The organism is Rhodococcus coprophilus NBRC 100603 (assembly GCF_001895045.1).
Taxonomy (GTDB): Bacteria; Actinomycetota; Actinomycetes; order Mycobacteriales; family Mycobacteriaceae; genus Rhodococcus; species Rhodococcus coprophilus.
Genome location: NZ_BDAM01000001.1, coordinates 260,771 through 285,218, shown reverse-complemented (window position 1 = coordinate 285,218; position 24,448 = coordinate 260,771). Strand labels below are relative to the sequence as shown.

The window sequence follows — 24,448 nt, the reverse complement described above, 5'->3', positions numbered from 1 at the left end:
TCACCAAGGTGCAGGGCGGTAATCCTTGAGGAAGCAACCGTACAGATCCGTGCCTGCTTCGCCGCGCACGATCGGGTCGTATACGCGGGCCGCCCCGTCGACCAGATCGAGAGGGGCGTGGAAGCCTTCTTCCGCCAGTCGCATCTTGGTGTGATGAGGACGCTCGTCGGTGATCCAGCCGGTGTCGACCGCCGTCATGAGGATGCCGTCGGCGAGCATCTCCTCGGCACTGGTCCGCGTGAGCATGTTCAACGCGGCTTTCGCCATGTTGGTGTGCGGATGGCCGGCGCCCTTGTACCGGCGACCGGCGAACTGGCCCTCCATCGCGGAGACGTTCACGACGTACTTGCGACGGGCAGGGGACGCCGCCATGGCCGGCCGCAAGCGGTTGACCAGGATGAACGGAGCAACCGAGTTGCAGAGTTGCACCTCGAGGAGTTCGAGGGGCTCGACCTCGCCCACGGTCTGGACCCAGCTGTTGGTGTGCACGAGGTCGGGGAGCAACCCGCCCGCGTCCACCGCGATACCGGCAGCGACCCGCTCGGGGGTCGCCGATCCGGCCACGAGTGCGAGCGAGGTCAGCGCGTCTCCGGACAACTCCGCGGGAAGCGCTCCGGTGAGCGCGGCCGGGTGTGCGTCGGAGGGCTTGCCGAAAGTGAGAACCTCCGGAAGCGGTCCCGCCGGCAAGGGGCCCGATTCGGCGTCGGCGAGCGCCGAGTACGCACCGGGGGAGCGACGCACCGTCTGAGCGGCATTGTTGATGAGGATGTCGAGGGGACCTTGGGCAGCGACCTCCTCGGCGAGGGCCACGACCTGGGCGGGGTCACGCAGGTCGATTCCGACCACACGCAACCGATGCAGCCAGTCGCCACTGTCCTCCATCGCGGAGAAACGGCGGATCGCATCGTTGGGGAAACGGGTCGTCACGGTGGTGTGGGCGCCGTCGCGGAGCAGTCGCAACGCGATGTACATGCCGATCTTGGCGCGACCGCCCGTGAGCAGCGCGCGGCGACCCGTCAGGTCGGTGCGGGCGTCGCGTCGGGCGTGGTTCTCGGCGGCGCACGACGGGCAGAGCTGGTGGTAGAAGGCATCCACCTGCGTGTAGCGGTCCTTGCAGATGTAGCAGGGGCGCGGGCGCAGCAGCGTCCCCGCACTCGCGCCGCTCGTCGAGGAGGTGATCGGGACCCCGGCGGTTTCGTCGTCGATCCGGTTGGGCGACCCGGTGGCCGTCGCGGCGATCACTTCGCGGTCCGCCGCGGCCTTGCGCCCGCGGGTTTCCTTCCGCCGCATCTGCTTGAACTTCTTGAACATGTGCCCGACCGCGCGCTGCACGGTAACGGCGTCCGGATGTTCGGCGTGAAGTTCGGAGGCCTGGTCGAGAACTCTCAGGCAGATTTCGAGGTCGGCGGGATCGATGCGATCGGTACCGAAGGTCTCGCTGGTCGAAGTCAGGGTGTCGCTTTGGGGGTTCATCTGCCTTTTCCGTGTGGTGCTGTACCAATAATGATATCGGGCGTGGTTGTCGCGCCCGTGATCGCTATGCCACACCAGGAGGAACGATGAGCCCGAGCGTGACGACACAGACGTCGAAGAAGTCCAGATTCGCCGAGATGCCTCCCTGGAAGCAGGCTCTGGTTCTGACACTCGCGTCGGTGCAGTTGTCGTTGGCGGCGACCGCCTGGGCGGACCTCGCGACGCGTCCGGCGGAGAAGGTCAACGGGAGCAAACTCAAGTGGGCTCTGATCATCGCGGTGAACTTCTTCGGACCCATCCGCTATTTCCGTAAGGGACGACGAGCCTGAACCGGTTGCCGCAGAAGCTGATCCGGGTGGCGTAAGGCCCCGAACCGAATGGTTCGGGGCCTTACTCTTCCGTGAATACTCTTCCGTGAAGTCGGCTCAGCGCCGACGGCCCCGGACGTGCGTCCGTTCGGGCGGAACGGCGGGCGCCTCATCGCGCGCTGCCTGCCAGGTACCCAGCTTTTTGGCGAGGTCGATCGCTGCCTGCCCTGCCTCGGTCATCATGCCTTGCGCGACCATTCGGTCGGCGCGTTCCCGGTTCGGCGCACTCCACGTGCTTTTCGGCCGCCGGGGCGTGAACCGCAGTCGCGAACTGTGAGCGTCGTGCTTGCGGTGCAGGCCGTCGATCCAGCCGTAGCAGAGGGCGTGCTCGACAGCCTCGTTGTATCGCAGGCTCTGCCTCCCGCTGTCTTGGTGCGCGATGATCAACCAGACCTCGGTTTCCGACCGGCCGTGGGTGTCCAGCCATTCGCGCCATTCCTCGGCACTGTTCGCCACGACATCCATGTCAGGAACCCTTCGCCGACTCGACGACATCGAGATAATGCTGGTTGTACATCACACCGAGGGCGTTGCCGAACGGATCGACGACCGACGCGGTGACGAAGCCCGGTCCGCGCTCGGTCACGTCCTCGTGCGGGGTGGCCCCCATCGACAGCAAGCGTTGGTATGCCGCCTGGACGTCGTCGACTGCCCAATAGGTCAGTGCCGAGCCGAGTTCCGTGCTGCCTCGGCCCGGAGGGGTGAATCGGCGGTCGATGAATCCGAGTTCGTGCTGGAAGTCGCCGATGCGGAATTCGGCGTACGCGGTCGCCCCCTCCGCTTCACGGACGAAGTAGGGCTCGATGCCGAGCAGTTCGGTGTACCAGGTCACGGCGGAGTCGAGGTCGTCGACGACGAAATTGGTGGTGGTCAGTCCTCGCAGCATGGCGCTTGTTCCTTTCTTGTTCCTGTCCGGTGAGATCCACTCTTCCCCTCGAAGTGCTCATCAACTGAGCACTTTTCCGGGGATAGTGGAGCCATGCGCGCAGACCGCCTCGTCGCGGCCTTGCTGTTTCTCCAGCAGCGGGGCCGGGTGACCGCCGCGCAGCTCGCCGAGGAACTCGAGGTGTCGGTGGCGACGGCGCGACGCGACCTCGAAGCGCTGTCGGTGGCGGGGATCCCCGTCTACCCGCAGCCTGGGCGTGGTGGCGGCTGGGCACTGGTCGGTGGTGCCCGCACCGATCTGAGTGGATTGTCGGCCACCGAAACGCAGGCGCTGTTTCTTCTGGTGGGGCCGTCTGCTGCGATCTCAGGGGAGGCCAGGACCGCTCTGCGCAAGCTAGTCCGTGCGCTTCCTCATACCTTTCGTGCCGACGCGGAAGCGGCGGCAGCCGCTGTCATGAGCGACCGCACCGGCTGGAGCGGACTCGGCCGGCCGCGGCCCGACTCCGTCGGCCTGTTGCAGAACGCCGTGGTGCGACGCCGGAAGGTGCGGCTGACCTACACCAACGCCTTTCGGGAACAGTCGGTGCGCCTGGTCGCGCCGTGGGGTCTCGTCGACAAGGACGACATCTGGTACTTGATCGCGGGCACCGAGCGCGGGCAGCGCACTTTTCGCGTCGACCGGATCGTCGAGGTCGAGGCGACCGAGGAGATCGCCGAGCGCCCCGACGACTTCGAGCTCGAACGGGCCTGGAACCACGTGGTCGGCGAAGTCGAGCAAAAGCGTTCCGGCACTTGGGCAACCGTCCTCATCGAGACTCGGTACGTCCCCATCCTGCGCGACCACTTCGGCCGCCACTGCCACGTCGACGCCGAGTTCGAGGACGCGCGCAGCCGGGTGCGAATCGCCGCGCCGACCCCACTCGACATCGCTCGCAACCTCGCCGGCTGGGGTTGGGCCGTCGAGGTGCTCGAGCCCGCCTCGGTGCAGCACGAACTCGCACGGATCGGGGACGAGCTCACGCGGCAGTACGGCGGCTGATCTTCTCGGCCGCCGTACCGCCGCTGTCCTACTGACCGGTGGTGAGTGTGCGCTGCCGGTTGGCGGCATGGCGGAGTTGCAGGATCCGCAGGCCCCCGGTGAGTCCGACGATCGCCGCTCCGGCGATCGCCGCGAACAGCAGTGCCACACCCAGCGGCAGCGAGAAATCCCACCCGAACAGTTCGAGCGTGATGCTGTCGAGGTTCTGCAGGATGAACACCAGCAACAACAGCAAGATCAGGACGCCGGCCAGTAGTGCAGTCCAGAGAGCACCGGTCCGGGTGCGCCTGATGCCTTTACGCCGCGCGAGGTCGGGGTGCAGACCGCCGGGGGAGTCGGGGTCCGGTGTCGTGCCCAACGAAGGGACGGATGCGCCGCTGCGCTGCGGGGAGGGCGAGTAGTCGGGGTTCGACTCGTCTGGGCCTCGGGAGCTGGTTGACATGCCGTCGGGTACCCCCGAATCGTTCCGATCACTCGGATTCCGGGCGGGCACTTCCCCCTTGTCGACCTTCCTTCTGCGCTGATCGGAGTGCGCACCCTTCGAACTCTTTATCGCAGCTGGGCAGTGGGTGAATACCGGATCGTACGGAAATGGTGGAAATGCAGAATTCCTTCCACACAAAACCCCGATCAACGATGACGCCCCTTCCGGGGGCGGCCTCGTGGATATGGCCGTTGTGCCAGGTATCCACCGGATCGGCGCTCGAAGACCTGGCATGCCACTCCAGCACGGCCAGCAGTAGTGACCGGATTCCCTCCAGCCTCGAGTGAGCCGGCCACAGGTCGCCGCGCGCGATGTAGATCGGGATCTGGGTAGCTTCGAACCAGAACTCTCGCTGATTCGACACGAACTCGGACTCGGTCGGCCGAGCGCCGGTCGGAGGTCCGGTGGGAGTAGGAAGCGCGGCGGCGACCCCGGTCTTGTCCGAGAGGACGCGGTAGCCGCGCTGATAGACCGGGTCCAGGCCGCAATCGATCATCCGGGTGATCCGCTCCGGACCTGCAAGGGTCAAGTCGATCTTCCGTCCACCAGCAAGGACCACGAGGTATGTCGGTCAGTCCGGTGCGTGGTCCTCCTCGTTGGCGAGATGAATGCTCACCAACTGGTCGCCGAGGGGTGCCGCCCAACTGTCGTCACCGGCCAAAGAAGAGACAGCGGGACCGATGAGTTCGATATCCAAATCGGAAAGGCGATCGACTCGCTGGTTGCGTGCGCGGGATCCGGTCTGGATCACAGCCTCGATGCCGTCGTGGGCGGACGCGAACGCGACGATGCGTTCGAGGATTCCGGTGGGGGACTCCCTGGCCTACAGCTACCACGGGCCACCACGATCGATCTTTCACCGGAAGGCAAGGCGCGCTGGAACGAACGAAAACGAGGCCACAATCTCTTTCGAGTTCGTGACCTCGTGTGGTTGCAGTTCATGAACTGCAGGGAGTGTCCGAGGGGGGACTTGAACCCCCACGTCCGTTAATAGGACACTAGCACCTCAAGCTAGCGCGTCTGCCATTCCGCCACTCGGACCGACGTCCACGAGGGACATGCCGGTAGCACCCGCTCCCGCGGGCGCTGAAGAAAACACTAGCGCATACGGGGTGCAATCCCCAAAACGCCTCGACATCGCTTCGTCGGTGTCCTGAGGGGCGCGACGGGCAGGACGAGCGCACCCTGCCGCACCACGAAAAAAGGCCCCGAACCTTGCGATTCGGGGCCTTTTCGTCTGTCTCAACGCAGAGTGTCCGAGGGGGGACTTGAACCCCCACGTCCGTTAATAGGACACTAGCACCTCAAGCTAGCGCGTCTGCCATTCCGCCACTCGGACTAATGCTTGCGCCCGCTCCGGCGGGTGCTGTGAAAGACTATCCCACCGAGGCGCGCACCCCAAATCGGCACCCTTACCTGCAGTGATCCGCGCCGCACGCAATGGTAGACATGCAGGCATGGCCACACACTCCAGCGCCCACCGTCCCTCCCGGGCCGAGTCGGAGGTCGTCGACCTCGTCTCCCGGCTGATCCGATTCGACACGTCCAACACCGGCGATCCCGCCACCACCCGTGGCGAGCGCGAGTGTGCCGAATGGGTCGCCGCGCTACTAGAAGAGGTGGGGTACGACACCGTCTACGTCGAGTCCGGCGCACCCGGTCGTGGCAACGTCTTCGCCCGCCTTGCGGGCTCCGACCCGTCCCGCGGTGCGCTGCTGCTGCACGGGCACCTCGACGTCGTGCCGGCCGAACCCGCCGACTGGAGCGTGCATCCGTTCTCCGGGGCAGTGGAGAACGGCTACGTCTGGGGACGCGGCGCGGTCGACATGAAAGACATGGTCGGCATGATGATCGCGGTCGCACGCTACTTCAAGGCCGAGAACATCGTCCCGCCGCGCGATCTCGTCTTCGCATTCCTCGCCGACGAGGAAGCCGGCGGCAAATACGGGTCGCAGTGGCTCGTCGACCACCGGCCCGATCTGTTCGACGGCGTCACCGAGGCAGTCGGAGAGGTGGGCGGGTTCTCGCTCACCGTGCCGCGCCCGGACGGCAGCGAACGCCGCCTCTACATGGTCGAAACGGCAGAGAAGGGAATGGGCTGGCTGCGGTTGACCGCGACGGGCGTCGCGGGCCACGGCTCGTTCCTGCACGAGTACAACGCCGTCACCGTGCTGTCGCAGGCGGTCGCGCGACTCGGCTCTCATACCTTCCCTCTCGTCGTCAACGACTCGGTCGCGGAATTCCTGGCCGTCGTCGGCGAGGAGACGGGACTCGATCTCGATCCGTCCTCCCCGGATCTCGATGGCACGCTCGCCAAACTCGGCTCGATCGCCCGCATCGTCGGCGCGACCCTGCGCGACACCGCGAACCCGACCATGCTGGACGCGGGTTACAAGGCCAACGTGATCCCCCGCACCGCCCACGCGATGGTCGACTGCAGGATTCTCCCCGGCCGGCTCGCCGAATTCGAGCGCACCGTGGACGAATTGATCGGCCCGAACGTCACGCGCGAATGGGTCACGAGCCTCGAGTCGTACGAAACCACGTTCGACGGAGATCTCGTGGACGCGATGAACGCGGCGATCCTCGCGCACGACCCCATCGGACGCACCGTGCCGTACATGCTCTCCGCCGGTACCGACGCAAAGGCGTTCGCGCGACTGGGAATCCGCTGCTTCGGCTTCGCGCCGCTGCAACTGCCGCCGGAACTCGACTTCGCGGCCTTGTTCCACGGAGTCGACGAGCGTGTCCCCGTCGACGCGCTGCACTTCGGTACCCGTGTCATGGAACACTTCCTCATGCACGCCTGAATCAGTTGTATCCCGATCACGAAAGGACCAGTATGGCCTTCGATTACGACCCGTACAAGTTCCTGCCCGAGTTGCCGACGTTCGAGGTCACCAGCGCGGACTTCGCCGAAGGCGAGGAGTGGAAGCTTCCCCAGGCGAGCGGAGCTTTCGGCATCCCCGGTGGCGGTGACGTGTCACCGCAGCTGTCCTGGTCCGGTTTCCCGGCGGAGACGAAGAGCTTCGTCGTCACGGTGTTCGACCCGGATGCTCCCACCGCTTCGGGATTCTGGCATTGGGCCGTCGCGAACATTCCGGCCACCGTCACCGAGGTGCCCAGCGGCGCCGGGACCCCCGGGGCTCCGGGCCTGCCCGAGTCCGCAGTGACGCTGCGTCACGACGGCGGCGCGCACGGCTTCATCGGCGCTGCGCCCCCCGCCGGCCACGGCTACCACCGCTACATCGTCGCGGTACACGCACTCGACGTCGACGTTCTCGACGGAGTCACACCCGATTCGAGCCCGGCCTTCCTCGGTTTCAACGTGTTCGGGCATGCCATCGCGCGCGGACTTCTCACCGGGACCTACGAGGTCGCCTAGAGCACCACAACGGCGGGTGACGTCGAGGCCATGCGGCTCCGACGTCACCCGCCGTATCGGGCCGGGGCGGAAGTTACCGCGCCCGGGTTCCGGCACCGACAGCGTCGGCGATCGAACGGTAGCCGTGGGCGCGAAGTTTGCGCGCGATGCCCTTGTTGATCCGCCGTGCCCAGAGTGCGCCGCCGTAGATGAAACCGGTGTAGCCCTGCACCAGCGACGCGCCCGCCAGGATTCGCTCCCACGCCTGTTCCGCGGTCTCGATGCCGCCGACCGACACGATCGCCAGACGCCCACCGACGCGATCGTGGAGTCGTTGCAGAACTTCGAGCGAGCGCGCCGCGACCGGCGGACCCGACAGCCCGCCTGCCCCGATCTCCTCGATTCGCGCCGGATCGGTGCGGAGGCCGTCGCGGCGGATCGTCGTATTGGTGGCGACGATGCCGGCGAGTCCCAGTTCGAGTGCGAGGTCGGCGACCGCGTCGATGTCGTCGTCCGACAGATCCGGTGCGATCTTCACGAACACGGGCACCGTCACGGTGTCGAGCACCGCCGCGAGCAGCGGGCGCAATGATTCGACTGCTTGCAGGTCCCGCAGGCCGGGCGTGTTCGGTGAGGACACGTTGACCACCAGGAAGTCGGCGAGTGGTCCGAGCAGACGAGCGCTCTCGGTGTAGTCGGCGGTCGCGTCGGTCGCGGGCACGACCTTCGTCTTGCCGATGTTCGCGCCGATCGGCACGGTGCGACGGCGCTGCCGCAGCCGATTGGCCGCCTCACCTGCGCCGTGGTTGTTGAAGCCCATCCGGTTGACCAGGGCGCGATCCTCCGGAAGCCGGAACAGGCGCGGTGCGGGGTTGCCGGGTTGCGCCTGCGCGGTGACGGTGCCGATCTCGGCGAACCCGAAACCCAGAGGGCCCCACACGTCCACCCCGGTGGCGTCCTTGTCGAAGCCCGCTGCGAGTCCGAGCGGCGCGGGGAAGTCCACCCCGCCGACGGTGTTGCGCAGGATCGGGTCGTCGGTGACGAGCACCTTCGAGACGAGCGCCCGCGTGGGGGCGAACCGGGTCACGAGACGCATCACGAAGAATGCGAGGTGGTGAGCCCGCTCCGGCGGGAGAAGGAACATCAGCCGAAGAAGCAAGCGGTACACGGACATCTCCCTGCAGGCCCGGCGGCGGCCGGGGGTCGGATCAGCGGACGGTGGGGTGGGGAACTGGTTGGCCGGTCTTGCGCCGGCGCAGCAACACCCGGCGGCTGCCGTCGGGATAGAGCCGCAGGCGTGTCAACTCCCAGCCGTGGAATTCGGCGGAGATCGCCAGTCGAAGCGACGCACTCACCCGGGAGACGTCGCGCGGCAGGCGCAACGGCGCGTATTCGTACTCGTCGTTGCTGGTGTCCCAGTCGACGGGAAGTCGGGTGAACCGGCTGAATCGCTCGCTTGCCATCTCTACCCTTCGATCGGGATCCTCTGCAGTCCGTCGCCGGTCGCCGAGGCGATCACCAGCGTCCCATCCGCCGGGTCGACGGCAACCGAATTCGGCTGCCGTACGGTCGCGAAACGATGGCGTTCCTCCGCGGTCCCGGTCGACAGATCGTAGCCCACAACCTCGTTGCTTCCGGTCAGCGTGACCCACACCAGATCCCGCTGATCGTCGTACGCAACAGCGTACGGAGCCGGACCGACGGGGTAGCGCTGCCGCAGGATCAGTTCGTCGATCGTGTAGACCAGCAGCTCGTCGCCGGTCGTGTCGGTCACGATGACCCGCCCGTAGGGATCGGTGGTCAACTGGGTCGCGCCGCGTCCGGCACGCAGTGCCGCGCCGAGATGCGCGTCCGCGATGTCGATCGAGGTCAGCGACGTCTGCCGCCGGTCGAGGGCCGCGACCGAATCCCCGCTCACGGCGATCAAGTCCGCCGAGGCGAGCCCGCCGATGGTTTCGGCCACCTCGCTGGTGCCCGGATCGACGATCAGTACCCGGCCGTCGGAGGTGCCGACCGCCCACCGGCCGTCGCCGAGCACGGCAGCGGAGACGGCATCGGCGTCGACGGGAACTTCGGCGACCGTGCCGTCGGAGGTGTCGATCTGCGCCACGACACCCGACGCGGGAGCAAGTATGGTGCCGCCGGGTCCGGCTACGAGTGTGGCTGCCTCGGCCGGGAGGGTCACGACCTGCGGCTCGGCAGCGGGATCGTCGAGAAGCAGCAGGCGGGTCCCCTCGTCGGCGAGAGCGGCCAGGGTGCCGGTTTCCCCGACAATCAGGTCGTCGACGCGATAGTCGAGCGGACGCACCGTGCCCGCAGGGGTGGGGGTCACGCTGGGCGCGACGGCAGGGGTGGCAGGTTCGATGGTCTGGATGGTCTCGGACGCGTCTTCCGCCGAGCACCCGGTGAGGACAGCCACCGCGACCCCCAACACCAATGCGGTCCCACGGATACCCGGTCTGTCCATCGTTCTCGCTCCTCGTTGTCGCGCCGACTCGCGCGCCGGCCCGATCCGCGTCGGCGCGTCAGGTTCCAGTGTTCCTGATCGGCGTCGCATCGCCGCACCCGGCTCGGGCACACCGCAGCGTGCGGCCCAGGCACACCGCCGCGTCCGGCCCAGGGCCCCCTTCGGTGGGTGTGACGACCCGCTCACTCGCCGGAGGACGGTGACTCGGGCGTCGCGCGTCGCGGGAGGACGAGGGGAGTGCCGGTTTCCGGGTGCCGGGTGATCCGGATCGGATACTGGTAGACGCTCGCCAGAAGCTCTTCGGTCAGGACCGAGGTGGGCGGACCGTCGGCGACGATCAGGCCGCGTTCGAGTACACAGATCCGGTCGGCGTACGCAGCTGCCAGGCCCAGGTCGTGCAGCACCACCACCACGGCGTGACCGCGGTCGGCGCGATCCCGCACGACCTGCATCACCGACTCCTGGTGACCGATGTCGAGAGCCGCGGTTGGCTCGTCGAGCAGCAGTGTTTCGGTGTCCTGCGCGAGAACTCGTGCGAGTGCCACCCTTGCCCGCTCACCGCCGGACAGCGCGGGGAAGGGCCTGTCGGCGAGGTGGCCGACATCGCAGGTGGCGAATGCGTCTGCGACGACGCGGTCGTCCTCGTCCGCGCGCTGGGTGCGTGACCACGCGGCGCGGCCCATCTGCACGACCTGCCGGGCGGTGAAGGGGAATCCGACGGCGTGCTGCTGCGGCAGCACTGCGCGTCTGCGTGCCAGCGCCAGGGGAGACCAGTCGCCGAGCGGCCGGCCGTCGACCTCGACGCTTCCCCGGGTGATGGGGAGGTCGCCGGTCAGCGCGGCCAGCAGGGTTGATTTGCCGGCACCGTTGGGACCGACGAGCGCGACCACCTCACCGACTCGCACCTCGAGGTTCACGCCGCGGAGAATCTCCCGGGGGCCCCGGCTCAGCTCCACGCCGACAGCTCGCATCGTGGTGGTGCCGTGGCCGGATCGCCGGGGGATTGCGACGCCCTGGCGTCGGTGCAGGAGCCGGTTCATGCCCAGCCTCCCTGCTGCGCACGGGTACGACGAAGCATCCAGAAGAACGCGGGGCCACCGATCAGGGCGGTGATCATGCCCAACGGCAGGTCGGCGTTGTCGACGAGGGTGCGCGCTCCGAGGTCGGCGGCGAGGAGAACCAGGGCACCCGCGAGGGCGCTCGCGCACAACAGCACCCGATGAGCGGGGCCGAGGAGCATGCGCATCAGGTGCGGGACCACCAGCCCCACGAACATGATGATTCCGGTGAAGGCCACCGCAGCGCTGACGAGTACCGCCACGACGACGATCGAGGCCTGCCGAACCCGCTCCACGTCGACACCGAGGTGGCGGGCAACGCTTTCTCCGAGCGCGAGGAGGTCGAGCTTGGGGGCGAGCACGATGGCAGCCGCGATCCCGACGGCGGTCAGTGGGGCCACGACGGCGACGGTGTCCCATGTGGCGCCTCCGAGACTGCCGAGCTGCCAGAAGACGATCTGATCGCGTGCGGCGGGATCGGCGACGAACGTGAAGAGCGCGATGAGTCCGCCGGCGACCGCGTTGACGGCGACGCCGGTCAGGATGACCGTGACGACCTCGGTCCGTCCGTCGGAGCGCGACAACATGTAGACGAGCGCTGTGGTGACCAGTCCGGATACGAGCGCAGCCCACGCGAGCGACCAGCCCGAGGTGAACGCGCCGCCGAGCACGATGACTGCGGACGCGCCGACCGCGGCACCCGAGGACACCCCGATCACGCCGGGTTCGGCGAGCGGGTTGGCGAAGATGCCCTGCAGGAGCGCGCCGGAGCAACCGAGTGCGGCTCCGACGAGCATTGCGAGCACGGCGCGTGGGAACCGCACCTCCCACAGCGTCACTTCACCGGCGGGATGGGCGGGCATCGGCCCGATCTCGAGTCCGGCGCGGTGCAACAGGCTGCTGACTACTTCCGCCGGACTCGTCGGCACCTGTCCGAGGCACGCGGACACGACGGCCAGGATCATCAGCGCCGCGCCGAGCCCCGCGAAGACGACAGTGGTGCGCCCGAGTCCGGCCCTGCGCATACCGCGGTCGCGGGCCGGGTCGCCGGAGGAGGCGGTCAGGGTTCCGCCGGGGCGACCCGCGGTCATGCGGTGTCCGTCCGGTACAGCGCGTCGACCAGGGCCGCGAGCACTTTCCCGGTGTCGGGGCCGAAACTCAGCAACATCGAGTCGTCCATGTCGACGATGTTCTCTGTTTTTCCGGCGGGGGTCTGTGCGACGCCCGGGAGGGCGGCCAATCCGTCCGGTCCGCCGACGGATTCGAGGCTGTGGGTCATGATCAGGATCACGTCGGGTGCGGACGCGATCATCGCTTCGCTGGTGATCGGGACGAACTGGGATTCGAGACCGGCGAGGATGCCCGCATCGCGTGCGCCGGCGGCGGCGAGCAGGGCGTCTGCGCCCGAGCCCGGTCCACCGAGCATTTTGATGGCAGAACCGCGCAGGTACAGGAAGGCGACGGTCAGTTCGGGGTGATCTGCGGGTACGGATTCGCGCGCGGCGGTGATCTCGTCGAGCGTGCGCCGGACCAGCGCTGCGCCGGCCGCGGGGACGCCGAGTGCCGCCGCCACCGTCTCGATTCCGGGGGCGACGGTGTCGAGGGTGCGTTCGGGGTCCACGAACACCACCGGGACCCCGGTGGCGCGGATCTGTTCCTGCACCGCGAGGGGGCCGACGGAGGTGTCGGTGAGCACGACCGTCGGATTCAGCGCGAGGATGGCTTCCGCGTTGAGGCCGTGGCCGCCCGGCGTCACGTTGGGGATGTGTTCACCGGCCGGGTAGATCGCGGTGGACCGTCCGACGATGTTGTTGCCGAGCCCGAGCGAGTACACCGTCTGGGCGAGGGTTCCCGACCGATCGGCGACCACGATCCGGGAGACGTCGGTGACGGTGACGTCGACGCCGTCGGCACCGCGCACGGTGGCCGGCAGACGAGGCGACGGGGTGGTGCCGATGGGGCGGGGATTGCGGTCGTCGACCACTGCGGTGCGGTGCCCCGTCGCCACGGCGAGCGACGGGTCTTCGCTGCCGGGAGCGCTGCACGCACCGACGAAAACGGTGGTCAGGGCCAGGAACAGAACGGTCAGGGCGGTGCGAGGCGAGACGGACATCGGTCAGGCCCGGACCCGGTAGCGGTCGATGTTGCCGGCGAGGTCCTGGAACAACGCCCGGTTGAGCCCGTAGACGAGGATCGCTTCGTCGATCACTGCCTGCTGCTGCGCGGCGTCGAGGGGCGCGGCATCGAGCTTGGCGCGGTATTCGTCCTTGAACGGCTTGGGCTTGGGGATGCCGTCGAAGATGTAGAACCGCAGGCCGTCGCGCTGGTAGCCGTATGCGCGCTCGAGCATCCGCCGGATGATCTGCCCGCCGGACAGGTCGCCGAGATACCGCAGGTAATGGTGGGCGAGAAAGGCTTCCGGCGACGACGCGGCGACCTGTTCGAGTCGCTGCACGTATGCCTCGGTGGCGGGGAGCGGGCTGATCCGGTTGCGCCAGTCGTCGCCGATCAGGAACTCGAGGTCGGCTTCGAGAGCTGGGATCCGCAGCAGATCGTCCGAGAGAACCGGGCCGACGATCGGGTCGTCGGCATAGGTCCGCCCGATGCGCTCGAGTGCGTCGTAGATGAACCACGACTGCGCGATCAGTTCGGCGTGTGCTTCGACGGTGAGCTTGCCTTCGAGCAGTTCGGAGACGAACACCGAGTTCTCGGTCTCGTTGTGGGCTTGTTGCGTATCGATCCTGATGCGCTCGGCAAACCCGGCGATCTCGACAGCGGCCATCGGCCGACCTCCCTGAATTCCGAACGAGCTCGAATCTACATAGGGGAGGGTAGCCTAACCTTTGCCGCGTGACGAGTGAGAGTCCGGTCTCTACGCACTCACGTCGTCGAGCGCGGCAGCGATCGCCGGGGGCAAAGCCAGTTCCTCCGCGACGAGCACACCGGTCAGCTGAGCCAGATCGCGCGCGCCCACCAGGGTGGAAGCCACCTGTGGCCGGTCCCGCACCCAGGCCAGGGCCACCGCAAGGGGAGAAGTGCCCAGGCCGTCGGCGGCCGTCGCCACCGCATCGACCACCCGCACCGCGGATTCGGTGAGGTACCGGCGTACCTCTTCCGCGTGTACCTCGTCGGCGCCGCGCGAGTCCGCCGGCACACCCGACCGGTACTTGCCGGTGAGAACACCGCCGGCGAGCGGAACCGCCGCGAACACTCCCACACCGTGGTGGCCGGCGGCCGGAACGAGTTCCTCCTCGACACCGCGTGCGAGCAACGAATATTCGACCTGCGTACACACCATCGGCGCTGGTCGCTGCGCCACTGTGGCGGCGGTAGCGAGTTGCCACCCGAGGAAACCGCGCACCCCGACGTAGCGGACACGGCCGCTCGCAACCGCGAACTCGAGTGCGGAGGCGACCTCTTCGATCGGTGTGTGCGGATCCCACGTGGCGACCTGCCACACGTCGAGATGGTCGGTGCCGAGCTCGCGCAGCGTCGTGTCGAGCTGTGTCAGCAATCCGCCACGCGAACAGTCGACGCGCCCGGCTCCGATCTTCGTCGTGTCGATACCCGAACTTCCGGAAAGGACGAGTTCGTCGCGCGGGACGACGTCGTCGAGCAGTTCCGCGAGGATGCGCTGCGAAACCCCGTCCCCGTAGGCAGGGGAGGTGTCGACGAGCGTGCCGCCCGCATCCACGAACGCCGACAGTTGCGCCGCCGCCTCGTCGCCGTCGGTGCCACGACCCCACGTCAGAGTGCCCAAGCCGAGTCGCGACACGCGCAACCCGCTCGCACCCACAGTCCTGTATTCCATACCGGCCGCGCTACCTCCCCGCATCGGGATCGTGCGGTACCGCACCGCTGTCCCCGGGGCGCCAGCCTAGTGCCGGCGCACACTCGCCGCCGTCCGGCGCGCCGATGACACCGGTACCACGTACCCTTCCGCGGGTGACGACACAGTCCTGTGCTCTCTGCATCTCGGCCGACGCCGCGGAGGTTTTCGCGTGATCGGCGAATCGATGACCTGGCTGCAGACGATCGTCCTCGGCGTCGTGCAAGGGCTGACCGAATTTCTGCCGATCTCCTCGTCCGGCCACCTGCGGATCGTCTCCGAGGTCTTCTTCGGGGAGGACGCGGGTGCGTCGTTCACCGCGGTCACCCAGCTCGGCACCGAAGCAGCAGTGTTCGTGTACTTCGCCCGCGACATCGCGCGCATCGTGACGGCCTGGTTCCGAGGGCTTTTCGATTCCGGCCGGCGCCGCGACCACGACTACAAGATGGGGTGGTACGTCATTCTCGGCACCATCCCCATCGGCATCCTCGGCATCGTGTTCAAGGACGACATCCGCACGGTCGCGCGCAACCTCTGGCTCGTCGCGACGATGCTCATCGTCTTCTCGATCGTGATCGCGGCTGCCGAATACTTCGGCAAGCAGCGTCGCAGCGTCGAGCAGCTCACCCTCAAGGACGGGCTGATCATGGGTTCGGCGCAGGCGCTCGCCCTGATTCCCGGTGTCTCGCGCTCCGGCGGCACCATTTCCGCTGGTCTGTTCCTCGGCCTGACACGCGAGGCCGCGGCACGCTATTCGTTTCTTCTCGCGATTCCCGCTGTTGTCGCCTCCGGGTTGTTCAGCCTTCCCGACGCATTCGAACCGGTCGGGGAGGGCCTCAATGCGTCCGGACCGCAGTTGCTCGTCGCCACGGTGATCGCGTTCGCCGTCGGTTACGCCGCGATCGCCTGGTTGCTCCGATTCGTCGTCAACCACTCCATGTACTGGTTCGTCGGCTACCGGGTGGCGCTCGGGGTGGTGGTACTGGTGCTGCTCGCAACCGGTGTGGTCCCCGCGACGTGACCCTGCCCCCGACCCACGGCACGTCTGCGGCGACGCCGCGTGTGGTGGCCTCTAGGCTGGATCCATGACGGTAATCCTGCTTCGCCACGGCCGGTCGACGGCGAACACCTCGCACGTCCTGGCCGGCCGCACCCCCGGTGTCGAACTCGACGAGGTCGGCAACATCCAGGCGAAGAACCTCGTCACCCGGCTGTCCGGACTCGAGATCGCCGAGATCGTTCGGTCGCCGCTGCTGCGTTGCCGCCAGACCGTGGAACCGCTCGTGCAGGACCGCGGCTTGACGCCTGTCGTCGAGGATCGGCTCGCAGAGGTCGACTACGGCGACTGGACCGGCCGCGCGCTGAAGGACCTGCTGGAGGAACCGCTGTGGAAGGTCGTGCAGCAGCATGCGTCCGCTGCGGTGTTCCCCGGCGGTGAAGGTCTCGCCGAAGTGCAGCAGCGGGCGGTCGCGGCGATCCGGGAGCACGACCGGCGTCTCGCCGCCGCTCACGGCAAAGATGTCGTGTGGGTGGCGTGCACCCACGGTGACGTGATCAAGTCGATTCTCGCCGATGCTCTGGCCACGCACCTCGACGGTTTCCAGCGCATCGTCGCGGAACCCGCATCGATCAGCGTCATCCGGTACACCGATACGCGACCCTTCGTGTTGCGCGTCAACGACACGGGTTCCGACCTGTCGGGACTCGCCGGGCCCGCCGCCCCGAAGTCGGTACCCGGCGGAGAGGTGCCGGGCGGCGCACAGGACGAGGACTCCGACCCGGCTGAGAAGCCCGCGGAGAAGACGGGCGGATAATGAGAGTGTCGGGCATGGCAGAGTGGATTGACTGGAGGAGGTGCGATGGCTCGCGCGATACACGTGTTTCGTACTCCGGACCGGTTCATTGCCGGCACCGTCGGTGAGCCCGGAGACCGGGTGTTCTATCTGCAGGCCGTGCACGATTCCCGGATCGTGAGTGTGATGCTGGAAAAGCAGCAGGTGCAGATCCTTGCCGACCGGATGGGACTGCTGCTCGAAGAGGTGCACCGCAGGTTCGGCACCGCGCTTCCTGACGAACCGTCGGTCGACACCGACCCGCTGGTGACCCCGATCGAAGCCGAATTCCGGGTCGGCACCATGGGCCTGGGGTGGGACTCCGATTCCGGGGCGGTGGTCGTCGAACTGCTCGCCGTCACCGAGACCGAACTCGACGAGTCCGTGGTTCTCGACGACACCGAAGAAGGCCCCGACGCGGTCCGGGTGTTCCTCACGCCGGTGCAGGCCCGTGAGTTCGCTGCGCGCTCGGACATGGTGATCGCCGCAGGGCGGGCGCCGTGCCCACTGTGCGGCGAGCCGATCGGCGGCGACGGTCACATCTGCATCCGGACCAACGGCTACCTGCGCACCCCCGGTTTCGACCCGGCGTCCTGGTTCGGTGAGGAGAGCTGAGTTGGTGCCCGTCGCCGACCTGCGCACCGTACTGACCGAGGGCGACCTGACCGTCGTCGGCCAGGTGGCGCATGCCAGCAACGCGACGCTGGTGTGCGACGCGCGGTTCGGCGAGACCGTCGTCAGCTGTGTCTACAAGCCGGTCCGCGGGGAACGGCCCCTGTGGGACTTCCCGGACGGCACCCTCGCCGGCCGCGAGGTCGCGTCGTACCTGATCTGTGAAGCGCTCGGGTGGGGTGTCATCCCGCTCACCGTGTTGCGCGACGGTCCGTTCGGGCCCGGAATGGTGCAGCGCTGGATCGACACCCCCGACCCCTCCGAAGGACCCGCAGACCGTCTCGATCTCGTCGACCTCTATCCGGCCGGACAGCTTCCGGAAGGGTGGCTGCCGATTCTCCGTGCCCGCGACCTCGACGGCGACGACGTCGTGCTCATCCACGCGGACGACCCTCGCCTGCAGCGGATGGCGGTGCTCGACATCGTGCTCAACAACGCCGACCGCAAGGGCGGTCACGCCCTCGAAGGGCTCGACGGCGGTGTGTACGGCATCGACCACGGCATCTGCCTGCACCAGGACGACAAACTGCGCACCGTGCTGTGGGGCTGGGCCGGCAACCCGGTCGACCCGGCACTGCTCACCGACCTCGACAAACTCGCTCGTCGCCTCGAGGGCGAGTTCGCCGACGTGCTGCGGGAGCACATCACCGCCGACGAAGTCGAGGCGCTGCGCCGACGGATCGAGGACCTTCTCGAGCATCCGGTCATGCCGCGACCGTACGGCGAGCGCCGTATTCCGTGGCCGGCGTTCTGACGTTCTGACCTCCGGGTGCCCCGAGGAGAAGCGTCGCGTGGCTCCACTACTCTCGTAGCCATGCAGTCTTGGTCCGACGTCGCGATCCCGTCCGTCCCCGGTGAAGGCCCCCCCTTGCGGTTGTTCGACACCGCGGATCGCGCGGTGCGCCCCGTCACACCCGGCGCGACCGCCACGATGTACGTCTGCGGCATCACCCCGTACGACGCCACCCACCTCGGGCACGCGGCCACCTACCTGGCCTTCGACCTCGTCAATCGCATCTGGCGCGACGCCGGGCACGACGTCCACTACGTCCAGAACGTCACCGACGTCGACGACCCGCTGTTCGAACGCGCGGAACGTGACGGCGAAGACTGGATGGTCCTCGGCATGCGGGAGACCGCGCTGTTCCGGGAAGACATGGAAGCGCTGCGGGTACTGCCGCCCCGCGACTACATCGGCGCCGTCGAATCGGTGAACGAGGTCGTCGAACTCGTCGAAAAACTCGTCGCTTCCGGTGCTGCTTACATCGTGGACGACCCCGAGTACCCGGATGTGTACTTCCGGGTGGACGCCACCGAGCAGTTCGGCTACGAATCCGGGTACGACCACGAGACGATGATGCGGTTCTTCGCCGAACGCGGCGGCGATCCGGATCGTGCCGGTAAGCGCAACCCGCTCGACGCGCTGCTGTGGCGCGCGCAGCGACCGGGGGAGCCGGCGTGGCCGTCTCCGTTCGGTGACGGCCGCCCCGGCTGGCACATCGAGTGCGCCGCGATCGCCCTCAACCGCATCGGTAGCGGTTTCGACGTGCAGGGCGGGGGCAGCGACCTGATCTTCCCGCACCACGAGTTCTCGTCCGCACACGCCGAAGCCGTCACGGGCGAGCGCCGCTTCGCGCGGCACTATGTCCACACCGGCATGATCGGGCTCGACGGTGAGAAGATGTCGAAGTCGCGCGGCAACCTGGTGTTCGTCTCCAAGCTGCGCGCGAAAGGCGTCGATCCCTCCGCGATCCGCCTCGGCCTGCTCTCCGGTCACTACCGCACCGATCGGGCCTGGACCGACGAGGTGCTTGCAGACGCGCACACCCGGCTCGCGCTCTGGCGTCAGGCGGCGGCGCTGGAGTCGGCGCAGTCCGCCGACGACACCATCGCGCGGTTGCGCCAGCACCTCGCCGACGACCTCGACACTCCGAAGGCTCTTGCCGCCCTCGACGGGTGGGCACGCTTCGCGGTCGAGCGGGGTGGCGACGATGCGTCGGCGCCCGGTTTGTTCGCTGACGCTGCCGACGCGCTGCTGGGTGTGCCGCTGCGGTAGGACGCTCCGCTCGATGCGAGCGGTGGACGGCACACTGGACGCCATGAGGTTGTTGCTGCTGGCCGACACCCACGTTCCCGCGCGTGCGCGCACGCTCCCTGAGCTTGTGTGGGACGAGGTGGACCGCGCCGACGTCGTCGTCCACGCAGGCGATTGGATCGACATCGGGTTGTTGGATGCTCTCGAAGAACGTGCACGGCGCCTGGTCGCATGCTGGGGTAACAACGACGGACCCGCCGTGCGGGAGAGGCTTTCGGAGGTCGCGCGGGTGACACTTGACGGGGTTCGTCTCGCGGTGGTGCACGAGACCGGCGCCTCGGCCGGGCGGGAGAAGCGCATGGCGTCGGCCTATCCCGACACGGACGTGCTGATCTTCGGCCACTCCCATATCCCTTGGTATACAACAACTCCCAGCGGTCTGCGCCTACTCAATCCCGGTTCGCCGACGGATCGGCGTCGCCAGCCGCAGTGCACGTACATGACCGCGACGATCGAGGGCGGCGCCCTGGGTGACGTCCAGTTGCACCGACTCCCGGAAAAGAAGAGCTGATCGCTTCGGCGCGCTGATCAGCCCTGCCCGTCGGTCATGCGACGCACCACCTCGAGAAGTTCGTCGACGTCTTCGGGTGCTGTCTTGTTCGTCTCTCCCGACATCGCTGCGCCGTAGTACAGGCCGTCGCCGATCAGCATCACCGCCCGCGCGACGGCGGGGTCGGTGAGGGCATCGGTCAGAACGTCCAGCCAACCCTGCCGGATGCGGTGCAGCGCCTGCCGCGCGCGTTCGTTCGCGACTTGGCTCAGACGCGTGGTCGCGACGATGGCGCGGTCGATCGGCGTGTCGGCGTAGACGGACGTGTGGATGTAGTACGCGGCAGGACCTTCCGGCGCTGTGCGCATGAGTTCGGCGTCCTCGGCGGCCAGATGCTCGACGTACTCCGCCAGCCCCTCGACGAGGGCGGCTTTCGACGGAAAGTGGTAGAGGAGGCCCCCTTTCGATACGCCGGCGGCGGCGGCTACGGCGTCGAGGGTGGCGGCTCGTTCCCCCTGCTCGAGCAGGATCGTCACGAACGCGTCCAGGAGTTTGGTGCGGGCGGCGGGTGGGGGTGGCACCAGGCGATCGTACGACGTTCGTTACTGTACCGTCCAGCTGGTACAGTAACGAACGTTCCGACCTTGACCCGAAAGTCCGATAATCCATGGCGACCGCACCTGTCTTCCCGCCGCATCACCCGTCCGCCACCAAGGCCGGTCCTCGTGAATGGGCCGCGCTCGCCGTCCTCATGCTTCCGGTGCTGCTCGTCTCCGTCGACAACACCGTCCTCGCCTTCGCGTTGCCCGAGATCTCGTCGGCGCTGCAACCCACCGGCGCGCAGCAGTTGTGGATCATCGATGCCTATCCACTGGTCCTTGCCGGTCTGCTCGTCGCGATGGGCAGCCTCGGTGACCGGATCGGGCGTCGACGTCTGCTCCTGATCGGCTCGACAGGATTCGCGGCAGTCTCCGTTGCGGCCGCCTACGCACCGTCCGCCGAACTGCTGATCGCCGCCCGCGGTGCACTCGGGTTCTTCGGAGCGATGCTCATGCCGTCCACACTGTCGTTGTTGCGCAACATCTTCCTCGACGGCGACCAGCGACGGTTCGCCATCGCGATCTGGGCGTCGTGCTTCGCCGCCGGCGCCGCCCTCGGCCCGATCGTGGGCGGTTTCCTGCTCGAGCACGCATGGTGGGGCGCGGTGTTCCTGCTCGCCGTACCTGTCCTGCTCCCGCTGCTCGTGCTCGCCCCGATATTCGTACCCGAGTCGAAGGACCCGAGTCCCGGCCGGATCGATGTCGTGAGCATTGCGCTGTCCATGCTCGCGCTCGCACCGCTGGTGTATGCGATCAAACGATTGGCAGGCGACGGTCCGGGTCTCACCGCGCTCGTCCCCGCAGGTGTGGGCGTCGTCGCGCTGGTGCTCTTCGTCCGTCGGCAGTTGCGCCGACCCGACCCGATGCTCGACGTGCGGCTGTTCCGGGTCTCGGCATTCTCGGGCGCCGTCATCGTCAACTTGCTGTCGGTGTTCTCACTGGTCGGCTTTCTGTTCTTCGTCTCGCAGCATCTCCAGCTCGTCATCGGGAAGAGCCCGATGCAAGCCGGCATCGCTCTTGTTCCCGGGCTCGCCGTCATGGTCGTCGCGGGGATGTCCGTGGTGTTGTTGGTGCGGTGGATTCGGCCGGCATCGATCATCGTCGCGGCGCTTCTGTTGTCGGCGATGGGCTACGGACTCGTGCTCATGCTGGCCTCACCGTCCGCGGTCACACCGATCATCGTCGCGTTCGCGGTACTCGGTGCGGGTATCGGTGCGGCGGAAACCCTGTCGAACGATCTGATCGTCTCGAGTGTTCCCGCATCCAAGGCCGGTGCAGCCTCGGCGGTTTCGGAGACCGCCTACGAGATGGGCGCCGTACTCGGAACCGCCGTGCTCGGCTCGATTCTCACCGCTTCGTATGCGTCCCACCTCGTCGTTCCTGCGGGAATCGATGCGGCGCAGGCGACAGCCGCGCAACAGACTCTCGGCGGCGCGCATGCGGTGGCCGAGACGCTGCCTCCGGCGCAAGCGGAAGCGCTGCTCGCCGCTGCCGGATCCGCGTTCGACAGCGGTGTGGCGATCACGTCGGCGATCGGTGCCACGCTCACGGTCGTGTCTGCGGTCATCGCCTGGAGGATGCTCCGGCCCCGGCAGAACCAGGATCTCGGAAAGCCAGCCGCCCTCGTCTGAGGTGCGCACGGGTCCACCGTACTTACATATTACTCAAGGTTACGTTAATCTGACCCGATGCGTATCCTCAGCGCTTTCGACGGTGCCACGACGTCCCGCCGCTCCGCGGCTCGCACTTTGGCGACGGCATGACCACCCGCGCCGTTACCAACGGCCCGGTGCGACTCCACGTCGTCGAGGAGGGCAACCAGGACGGGCCGACCCTCGTCCTCGTCCACGGCTGGCCCGACACGCACGCACTGTGGGATCGCGTGACACCGCTACTCTCCGATACCTTTCGGATCATCCGGTTCGACAATCGCGGGGCGGGGAAGTCCACCGTTCCGCGCGCGGTCGCGGACTACCGGCTCGAGCACCTCGCGGCCGATCTGTTCGCAGTGATCGACGCGGTAAGACCGGCGGAACCGGTGCACCTGCTCGGCCACGACTGGGGTGCGGTCTTGTGCTGGGAGGCCGTATGCGAGGCGGACGCTCCAGGACGGATCGCGTCGTACACCTCGGTGTCGGGGCCGAACCTCGATCATCTGGGGCTGTGGATGCGGCGGCGGGTACGGGAGTTACGCCTCCTCGGGCCGGGCGAGCAGGCGCTCGCCTCGGCGTACACAGTCCTGTTTCAGATCCCCGGGTTGCCGGTACCGGTACTGCGAAGGTGGTTGTCCCGGCACTGGCCTGCCTTCGTCGGGGTGTTCGACCGTACAGATCCCGCGCTCATCGGGCCGGTCGCACCGACGCTGGCCGATGACATGGTGCACGGCCTGAAGCTGTACCGCGCCAATCTGCGCAGGCGCCTTGCCGATCCGCGCCCGCGGCGGACAGATATTCCCGTCCAGCTCGTTCAGAATCTGCGAGACCGAGCGGTTCGGCCGGTCGGCTACGAAGACACCTCGAGATGGGTGACCGACCTGCGCGTCGAACCGCTCGACGCGGGCCACTGGTCGCCGCGTTCGCACCCGGCCGAACTCGCCGCCGCGACAGCCCGATTCGTCCTCGATATCGCGGCCACCACCCGTCCGGCGTAGGTGGAATTCGCCGCCTCACGGTCCGACGGGATGACCGCTGGTGATCGCGGCCCGGTTCCACGCGTTCATCACGATTGCGAGCCCGCGGACAGCGGAAACCTGCGGGGACGTCAGGGAACCGTCGTCCCAGGCGCGTGAGTCCGGTACCGACAGCCGGGTGATCTGCTCGGCCAGTGCAAGGGCCGCGCGCTCTTGTGGTGTGAAGTACTGCGATTCCCACACGTTACAGGTGAGAAGGGGCGTGGTTCCGAAGAGGCAATACCCGACGGGTGCTGAGGGGGCGGTGTAGCTTGACGCCATGACGATGCCGGAACCGCGGTCGCAGGGCCCCGGGCCTGGAGGCCACGAGAGAGCCGAGCCGCACAGTGGCTCCTTGGCCGGAAAGCTCAACTGGCTGCGCGCAGGGGTACTCGGCGCAAACGACGGCATCGTGTCGACTGCGGGCCTGGTGGTGGGTGTCGCGGCCGCTACGACGACGGAACAGACGATCCTCACTGCCGGGGTTGCGGGCCTCGCCGCCGGCGCTGTCTCGATGGCACTCGGCGAGTACGTGTCGGTGAGTACCCAGCGCGACACAGAGCAAGCTGCGCTGATCGCGGAACGCCGTGAGCTCGACACGATGCCGGAAGCCGAACTGTCCGAGCTCGAGGACCTACTCGCGAGCTGGGGATTGTCGGAGACCACAGCCCGGACTGCGGCGGAGGAAATGACGGCCCGGAACCCACTCGCCGCACATGCGCAGGTCGAACTGCGGATCGACCCCACGGATCTGGCAAACCCCTGGCTCGCGGCCCTGTCCTCGGCGGTGTCGTTCACACTGGGGGCTCTGGTGCCGCTGCTTGTGATCATTCTGGCCCCGGACGGGGTGCGGATTGCGGTGACGTTCGGTGCTGTGCTTCTCGCCCTGGCCGTCACGGGGTCGACCAGCGCGTGGCTCGGGGGAGCCCGACGAGGCCGGGCCGTCGTGCGGGTCGTGCTGGGAGGTGCCCTAGCGATGTTGGTGACGTACGGGATCGGGCAGATCTTCGACGTAGCCGTCTAGCTCCAGTGATCGGACCCGCGCGGCACGGGGCACATCCGAGATTGCACGGAAGACTCGGGGCCGGGTCGGCCACGAGGCGCCGGGGGAGTGACGTGCGGTGG

General features: G+C 67.7%; 26 protein-coding genes, 2 tRNA genes and 2 pseudogenes. 13 read left to right on the top strand and 17 right to left on the bottom strand.

Annotated elements, in window-relative coordinates:
- Complete coding sequence (locus RDCOP1_RS01235) at positions 1-1,473, bottom strand: SDR family NAD(P)-dependent oxidoreductase (protein ID WP_072698250.1); 1,473 nt, start codon at positions 1,471-1,473, stop codon at positions 1-3.
- 86 nt (positions 1,474-1,559) lie between these two features.
- Here RDCOP1_RS01235 and RDCOP1_RS01230 point away from each other — a divergent pair, with 86 nt between their 5' ends.
- Positions 1,560-1,802, top strand: coding sequence for a PLDc N-terminal domain-containing protein (locus tag RDCOP1_RS01230; protein WP_072698249.1), 243 nt, complete (start codon positions 1,560-1,562; stop codon positions 1,800-1,802).
- A gap of 96 nt (positions 1,803-1,898) precedes the next feature.
- Here the strand turns inward: RDCOP1_RS01230 and RDCOP1_RS01225 are convergent, their stop codons facing one another.
- A complete protein-coding gene (locus tag RDCOP1_RS01225; protein WP_072698248.1) occupies positions 1,899-2,306 on the bottom strand; it encodes a YdeI/OmpD-associated family protein in 408 nt (135 codons plus the stop codon).
- Position 2,307: 1 nt separating this feature from the next.
- Positions 2,308-2,727 carry a VOC family protein gene (locus RDCOP1_RS01220; RefSeq protein ID WP_072698247.1) on the bottom strand — a complete coding sequence of 140 codons (420 nt, stop codon included), beginning with the start codon at positions 2,725-2,727 and terminating at the stop codon, positions 2,308-2,310.
- 93 nt (positions 2,728-2,820) lie between these two features.
- Here RDCOP1_RS01220 and RDCOP1_RS01215 point away from each other — a divergent pair, with 93 nt between their 5' ends.
- Positions 2,821-3,765, top strand: a complete 945-nt coding sequence (locus RDCOP1_RS01215) for a helix-turn-helix transcriptional regulator (protein ID WP_072698246.1) — start codon at positions 2,821-2,823, stop codon at positions 3,763-3,765.
- 28 nt (positions 3,766-3,793) lie between these two features.
- Here RDCOP1_RS01215 and RDCOP1_RS01210 read toward each other — a convergent pair whose 3' ends face one another.
- The 4 genes and pseudogenes from RDCOP1_RS01210 to RDCOP1_RS01190 all read right to left on the bottom strand — a co-directional run bounded on the left by RDCOP1_RS01210 (position 3,794) and on the right by RDCOP1_RS01190 (position 5,588).
- Positions 3,794-4,207 carry a lipopolysaccharide assembly protein LapA domain-containing protein gene (locus RDCOP1_RS01210; RefSeq protein WP_084722360.1) on the bottom strand — a complete coding sequence of 138 codons (414 nt, stop codon included), beginning with the start codon at positions 4,205-4,207 and terminating at the stop codon, positions 3,794-3,796.
- A gap of 28 nt (positions 4,208-4,235) precedes the next feature.
- Positions 4,236-5,051 (bottom strand): annotated as a pseudogene (locus RDCOP1_RS01205) (aminoglycoside 6-adenylyltransferase).
- Between the two features lie 153 nt (positions 5,052-5,204).
- A tRNA-Leu gene (locus RDCOP1_RS01195) sits at positions 5,205-5,290 on the bottom strand.
- A gap of 212 nt (positions 5,291-5,502) precedes the next feature.
- Positions 5,503-5,588: transfer RNA gene (locus tag RDCOP1_RS01190), tRNA-Leu, on the bottom strand.
- Positions 5,589-5,706: 118 nt separating this feature from the next.
- Between RDCOP1_RS01190 and RDCOP1_RS01185 the strand changes: the two genes are divergently transcribed.
- Complete coding sequence (locus RDCOP1_RS01185) at positions 5,707-7,059, top strand: M20/M25/M40 family metallo-hydrolase (protein WP_072698243.1); 1,353 nt, start codon at positions 5,707-5,709, stop codon at positions 7,057-7,059.
- Between the two features lie 32 nt (positions 7,060-7,091).
- Positions 7,092-7,634, top strand: coding sequence for a YbhB/YbcL family Raf kinase inhibitor-like protein (locus tag RDCOP1_RS01180; RefSeq protein ID WP_072698242.1), 543 nt, complete (start codon positions 7,092-7,094; stop codon positions 7,632-7,634).
- Positions 7,635-7,707: 73 nt separating this feature from the next.
- On the opposite strand, the gene RDCOP1_RS01175 is transcribed toward RDCOP1_RS01180, so the two are convergent.
- The 8 genes from RDCOP1_RS01175 to RDCOP1_RS01140 all read right to left on the bottom strand — a co-directional run bounded on the left by RDCOP1_RS01175 (position 7,708) and on the right by RDCOP1_RS01140 (position 14,949).
- Positions 7,708-8,781 (bottom strand): quinone-dependent dihydroorotate dehydrogenase, encoded by a 1,074-nt coding sequence (locus RDCOP1_RS01175; protein ID WP_072698810.1) that lies wholly within the window; start codon positions 8,779-8,781, stop codon positions 7,708-7,710.
- Between the two features lie 40 nt (positions 8,782-8,821).
- The gene (locus RDCOP1_RS01170) at positions 8,822-9,076 is read right to left on the bottom strand and encodes a DUF5703 family protein (protein ID WP_072698241.1); all 255 of its coding nucleotides are present in this window, start codon (positions 9,074-9,076) and stop codon (positions 8,822-8,824) included.
- 2 nt (positions 9,077-9,078) lie between these two features.
- Positions 9,079-10,080: an NHL repeat-containing protein gene (locus RDCOP1_RS01165; protein ID WP_072698240.1), complete on the bottom strand. Its 1,002-nt coding sequence runs from the start codon at positions 10,078-10,080 to the stop codon at positions 9,079-9,081.
- Positions 10,081-10,262: 182 nt separating this feature from the next.
- Positions 10,263-11,120 carry a heme ABC transporter ATP-binding protein gene (locus tag RDCOP1_RS01160; RefSeq protein WP_072698239.1) on the bottom strand — a complete coding sequence of 286 codons (858 nt, stop codon included), beginning with the start codon at positions 11,118-11,120 and terminating at the stop codon, positions 10,263-10,265.
- Entirely contained in the window at positions 11,117-12,163 is a 1,047-nt protein-coding gene (locus RDCOP1_RS01155; RefSeq protein WP_072698809.1) for a FecCD family ABC transporter permease, read from the bottom strand. The genes RDCOP1_RS01160 and RDCOP1_RS01155 overlap by 4 nt, the downstream gene beginning before the upstream one ends.
- 62 nt (positions 12,164-12,225) lie before the next feature.
- Entirely contained in the window at positions 12,226-13,251 is a 1,026-nt protein-coding gene (locus tag RDCOP1_RS01150; protein ID WP_072698238.1) for a heme/hemin ABC transporter substrate-binding protein, read from the bottom strand.
- Positions 13,252-13,254: 3 nt separating this feature from the next.
- The gene (locus RDCOP1_RS01145; RefSeq protein ID WP_072698237.1) at positions 13,255-13,920 is read right to left on the bottom strand and encodes a biliverdin-producing heme oxygenase; all 666 of its coding nucleotides are present in this window, start codon (positions 13,918-13,920) and stop codon (positions 13,255-13,257) included.
- Between the two features lie 90 nt (positions 13,921-14,010).
- Positions 14,011-14,949 carry an aldo/keto reductase gene (locus RDCOP1_RS01140; protein WP_072698236.1) on the bottom strand — a complete coding sequence of 313 codons (939 nt, stop codon included), beginning with the start codon at positions 14,947-14,949 and terminating at the stop codon, positions 14,011-14,013.
- A 193-nt stretch (positions 14,950-15,142) separates the two neighbouring features.
- Here RDCOP1_RS01140 and RDCOP1_RS01135 point away from each other — a divergent pair, with 193 nt between their 5' ends.
- The 6 genes from RDCOP1_RS01135 to RDCOP1_RS01110 all read left to right on the top strand — a co-directional run bounded on the left by RDCOP1_RS01135 (position 15,143) and on the right by RDCOP1_RS01110 (position 20,077).
- Entirely contained in the window at positions 15,143-15,988 is an 846-nt protein-coding gene (locus RDCOP1_RS01135) for an undecaprenyl-diphosphate phosphatase (RefSeq protein ID WP_174555759.1), read from the top strand.
- A 64-nt stretch (positions 15,989-16,052) separates the two neighbouring features.
- Entirely contained in the window at positions 16,053-16,781 is a 729-nt protein-coding gene (locus RDCOP1_RS01130) for a histidine phosphatase family protein (RefSeq protein ID WP_072698235.1), read from the top strand.
- Between the two features lie 45 nt (positions 16,782-16,826).
- On the top strand, positions 16,827-17,414 hold the full coding sequence (locus RDCOP1_RS01125; RefSeq protein WP_072698234.1) for a DUF3090 domain-containing protein: 588 nt from the start codon (positions 16,827-16,829) through the stop codon (positions 17,412-17,414).
- Positions 17,415-17,418: 4 nt separating this feature from the next.
- Positions 17,419-18,225, top strand: coding sequence for an SCO1664 family protein (locus RDCOP1_RS01120; protein WP_072698807.1), 807 nt, complete (start codon positions 17,419-17,421; stop codon positions 18,223-18,225).
- Between the two features lie 60 nt (positions 18,226-18,285).
- Positions 18,286-19,527 carry a cysteine--1-D-myo-inosityl 2-amino-2-deoxy-alpha-D-glucopyranoside ligase gene (mshC, locus tag RDCOP1_RS01115; RefSeq protein ID WP_072698233.1) on the top strand — a complete coding sequence of 414 codons (1,242 nt, stop codon included), beginning with the start codon at positions 18,286-18,288 and terminating at the stop codon, positions 19,525-19,527.
- Between the two features lie 43 nt (positions 19,528-19,570).
- A complete protein-coding gene (locus tag RDCOP1_RS01110; protein ID WP_072698806.1) occupies positions 19,571-20,077 on the top strand; it encodes a metallophosphoesterase family protein in 507 nt (168 codons plus the stop codon).
- A 17-nt stretch (positions 20,078-20,094) separates the two neighbouring features.
- Here the strand turns inward: RDCOP1_RS01110 and RDCOP1_RS01105 are convergent, their stop codons facing one another.
- Entirely contained in the window at positions 20,095-20,637 is a 543-nt protein-coding gene (locus RDCOP1_RS01105) for a TetR family transcriptional regulator (protein ID WP_072698232.1), read from the bottom strand.
- 86 nt (positions 20,638-20,723) lie between these two features.
- Between RDCOP1_RS01105 and RDCOP1_RS01100 the strand changes: the two genes are divergently transcribed.
- Both RDCOP1_RS01100 and RDCOP1_RS01095 read left to right on the top strand, forming a co-directional pair.
- Positions 20,724-22,286: an MFS transporter gene (locus RDCOP1_RS01100; protein ID WP_072698231.1), complete on the top strand. Its 1,563-nt coding sequence runs from the start codon at positions 20,724-20,726 to the stop codon at positions 22,284-22,286.
- A 128-nt stretch (positions 22,287-22,414) separates the two neighbouring features.
- The gene (locus RDCOP1_RS01095; RefSeq protein WP_072698230.1) at positions 22,415-23,305 is read left to right on the top strand and encodes an alpha/beta fold hydrolase; all 891 of its coding nucleotides are present in this window, start codon (positions 22,415-22,417) and stop codon (positions 23,303-23,305) included.
- A gap of 15 nt (positions 23,306-23,320) precedes the next feature.
- Here the strand turns inward: RDCOP1_RS01095 and RDCOP1_RS01090 are convergent.
- Positions 23,321-23,524 (bottom strand): annotated as a pseudogene (locus RDCOP1_RS01090) (carboxymuconolactone decarboxylase family protein); the annotation flags it as partial.
- A gap of 79 nt (positions 23,525-23,603) precedes the next feature.
- Here RDCOP1_RS01090 and RDCOP1_RS01085 point away from each other — a divergent pair.
- Positions 23,604-24,347, top strand: a complete 744-nt coding sequence (locus tag RDCOP1_RS01085; protein ID WP_072698229.1) for a VIT1/CCC1 transporter family protein — start codon at positions 23,604-23,606, stop codon at positions 24,345-24,347.
- The last annotated feature ends 101 nt before the right edge of the window (positions 24,348-24,448 follow it).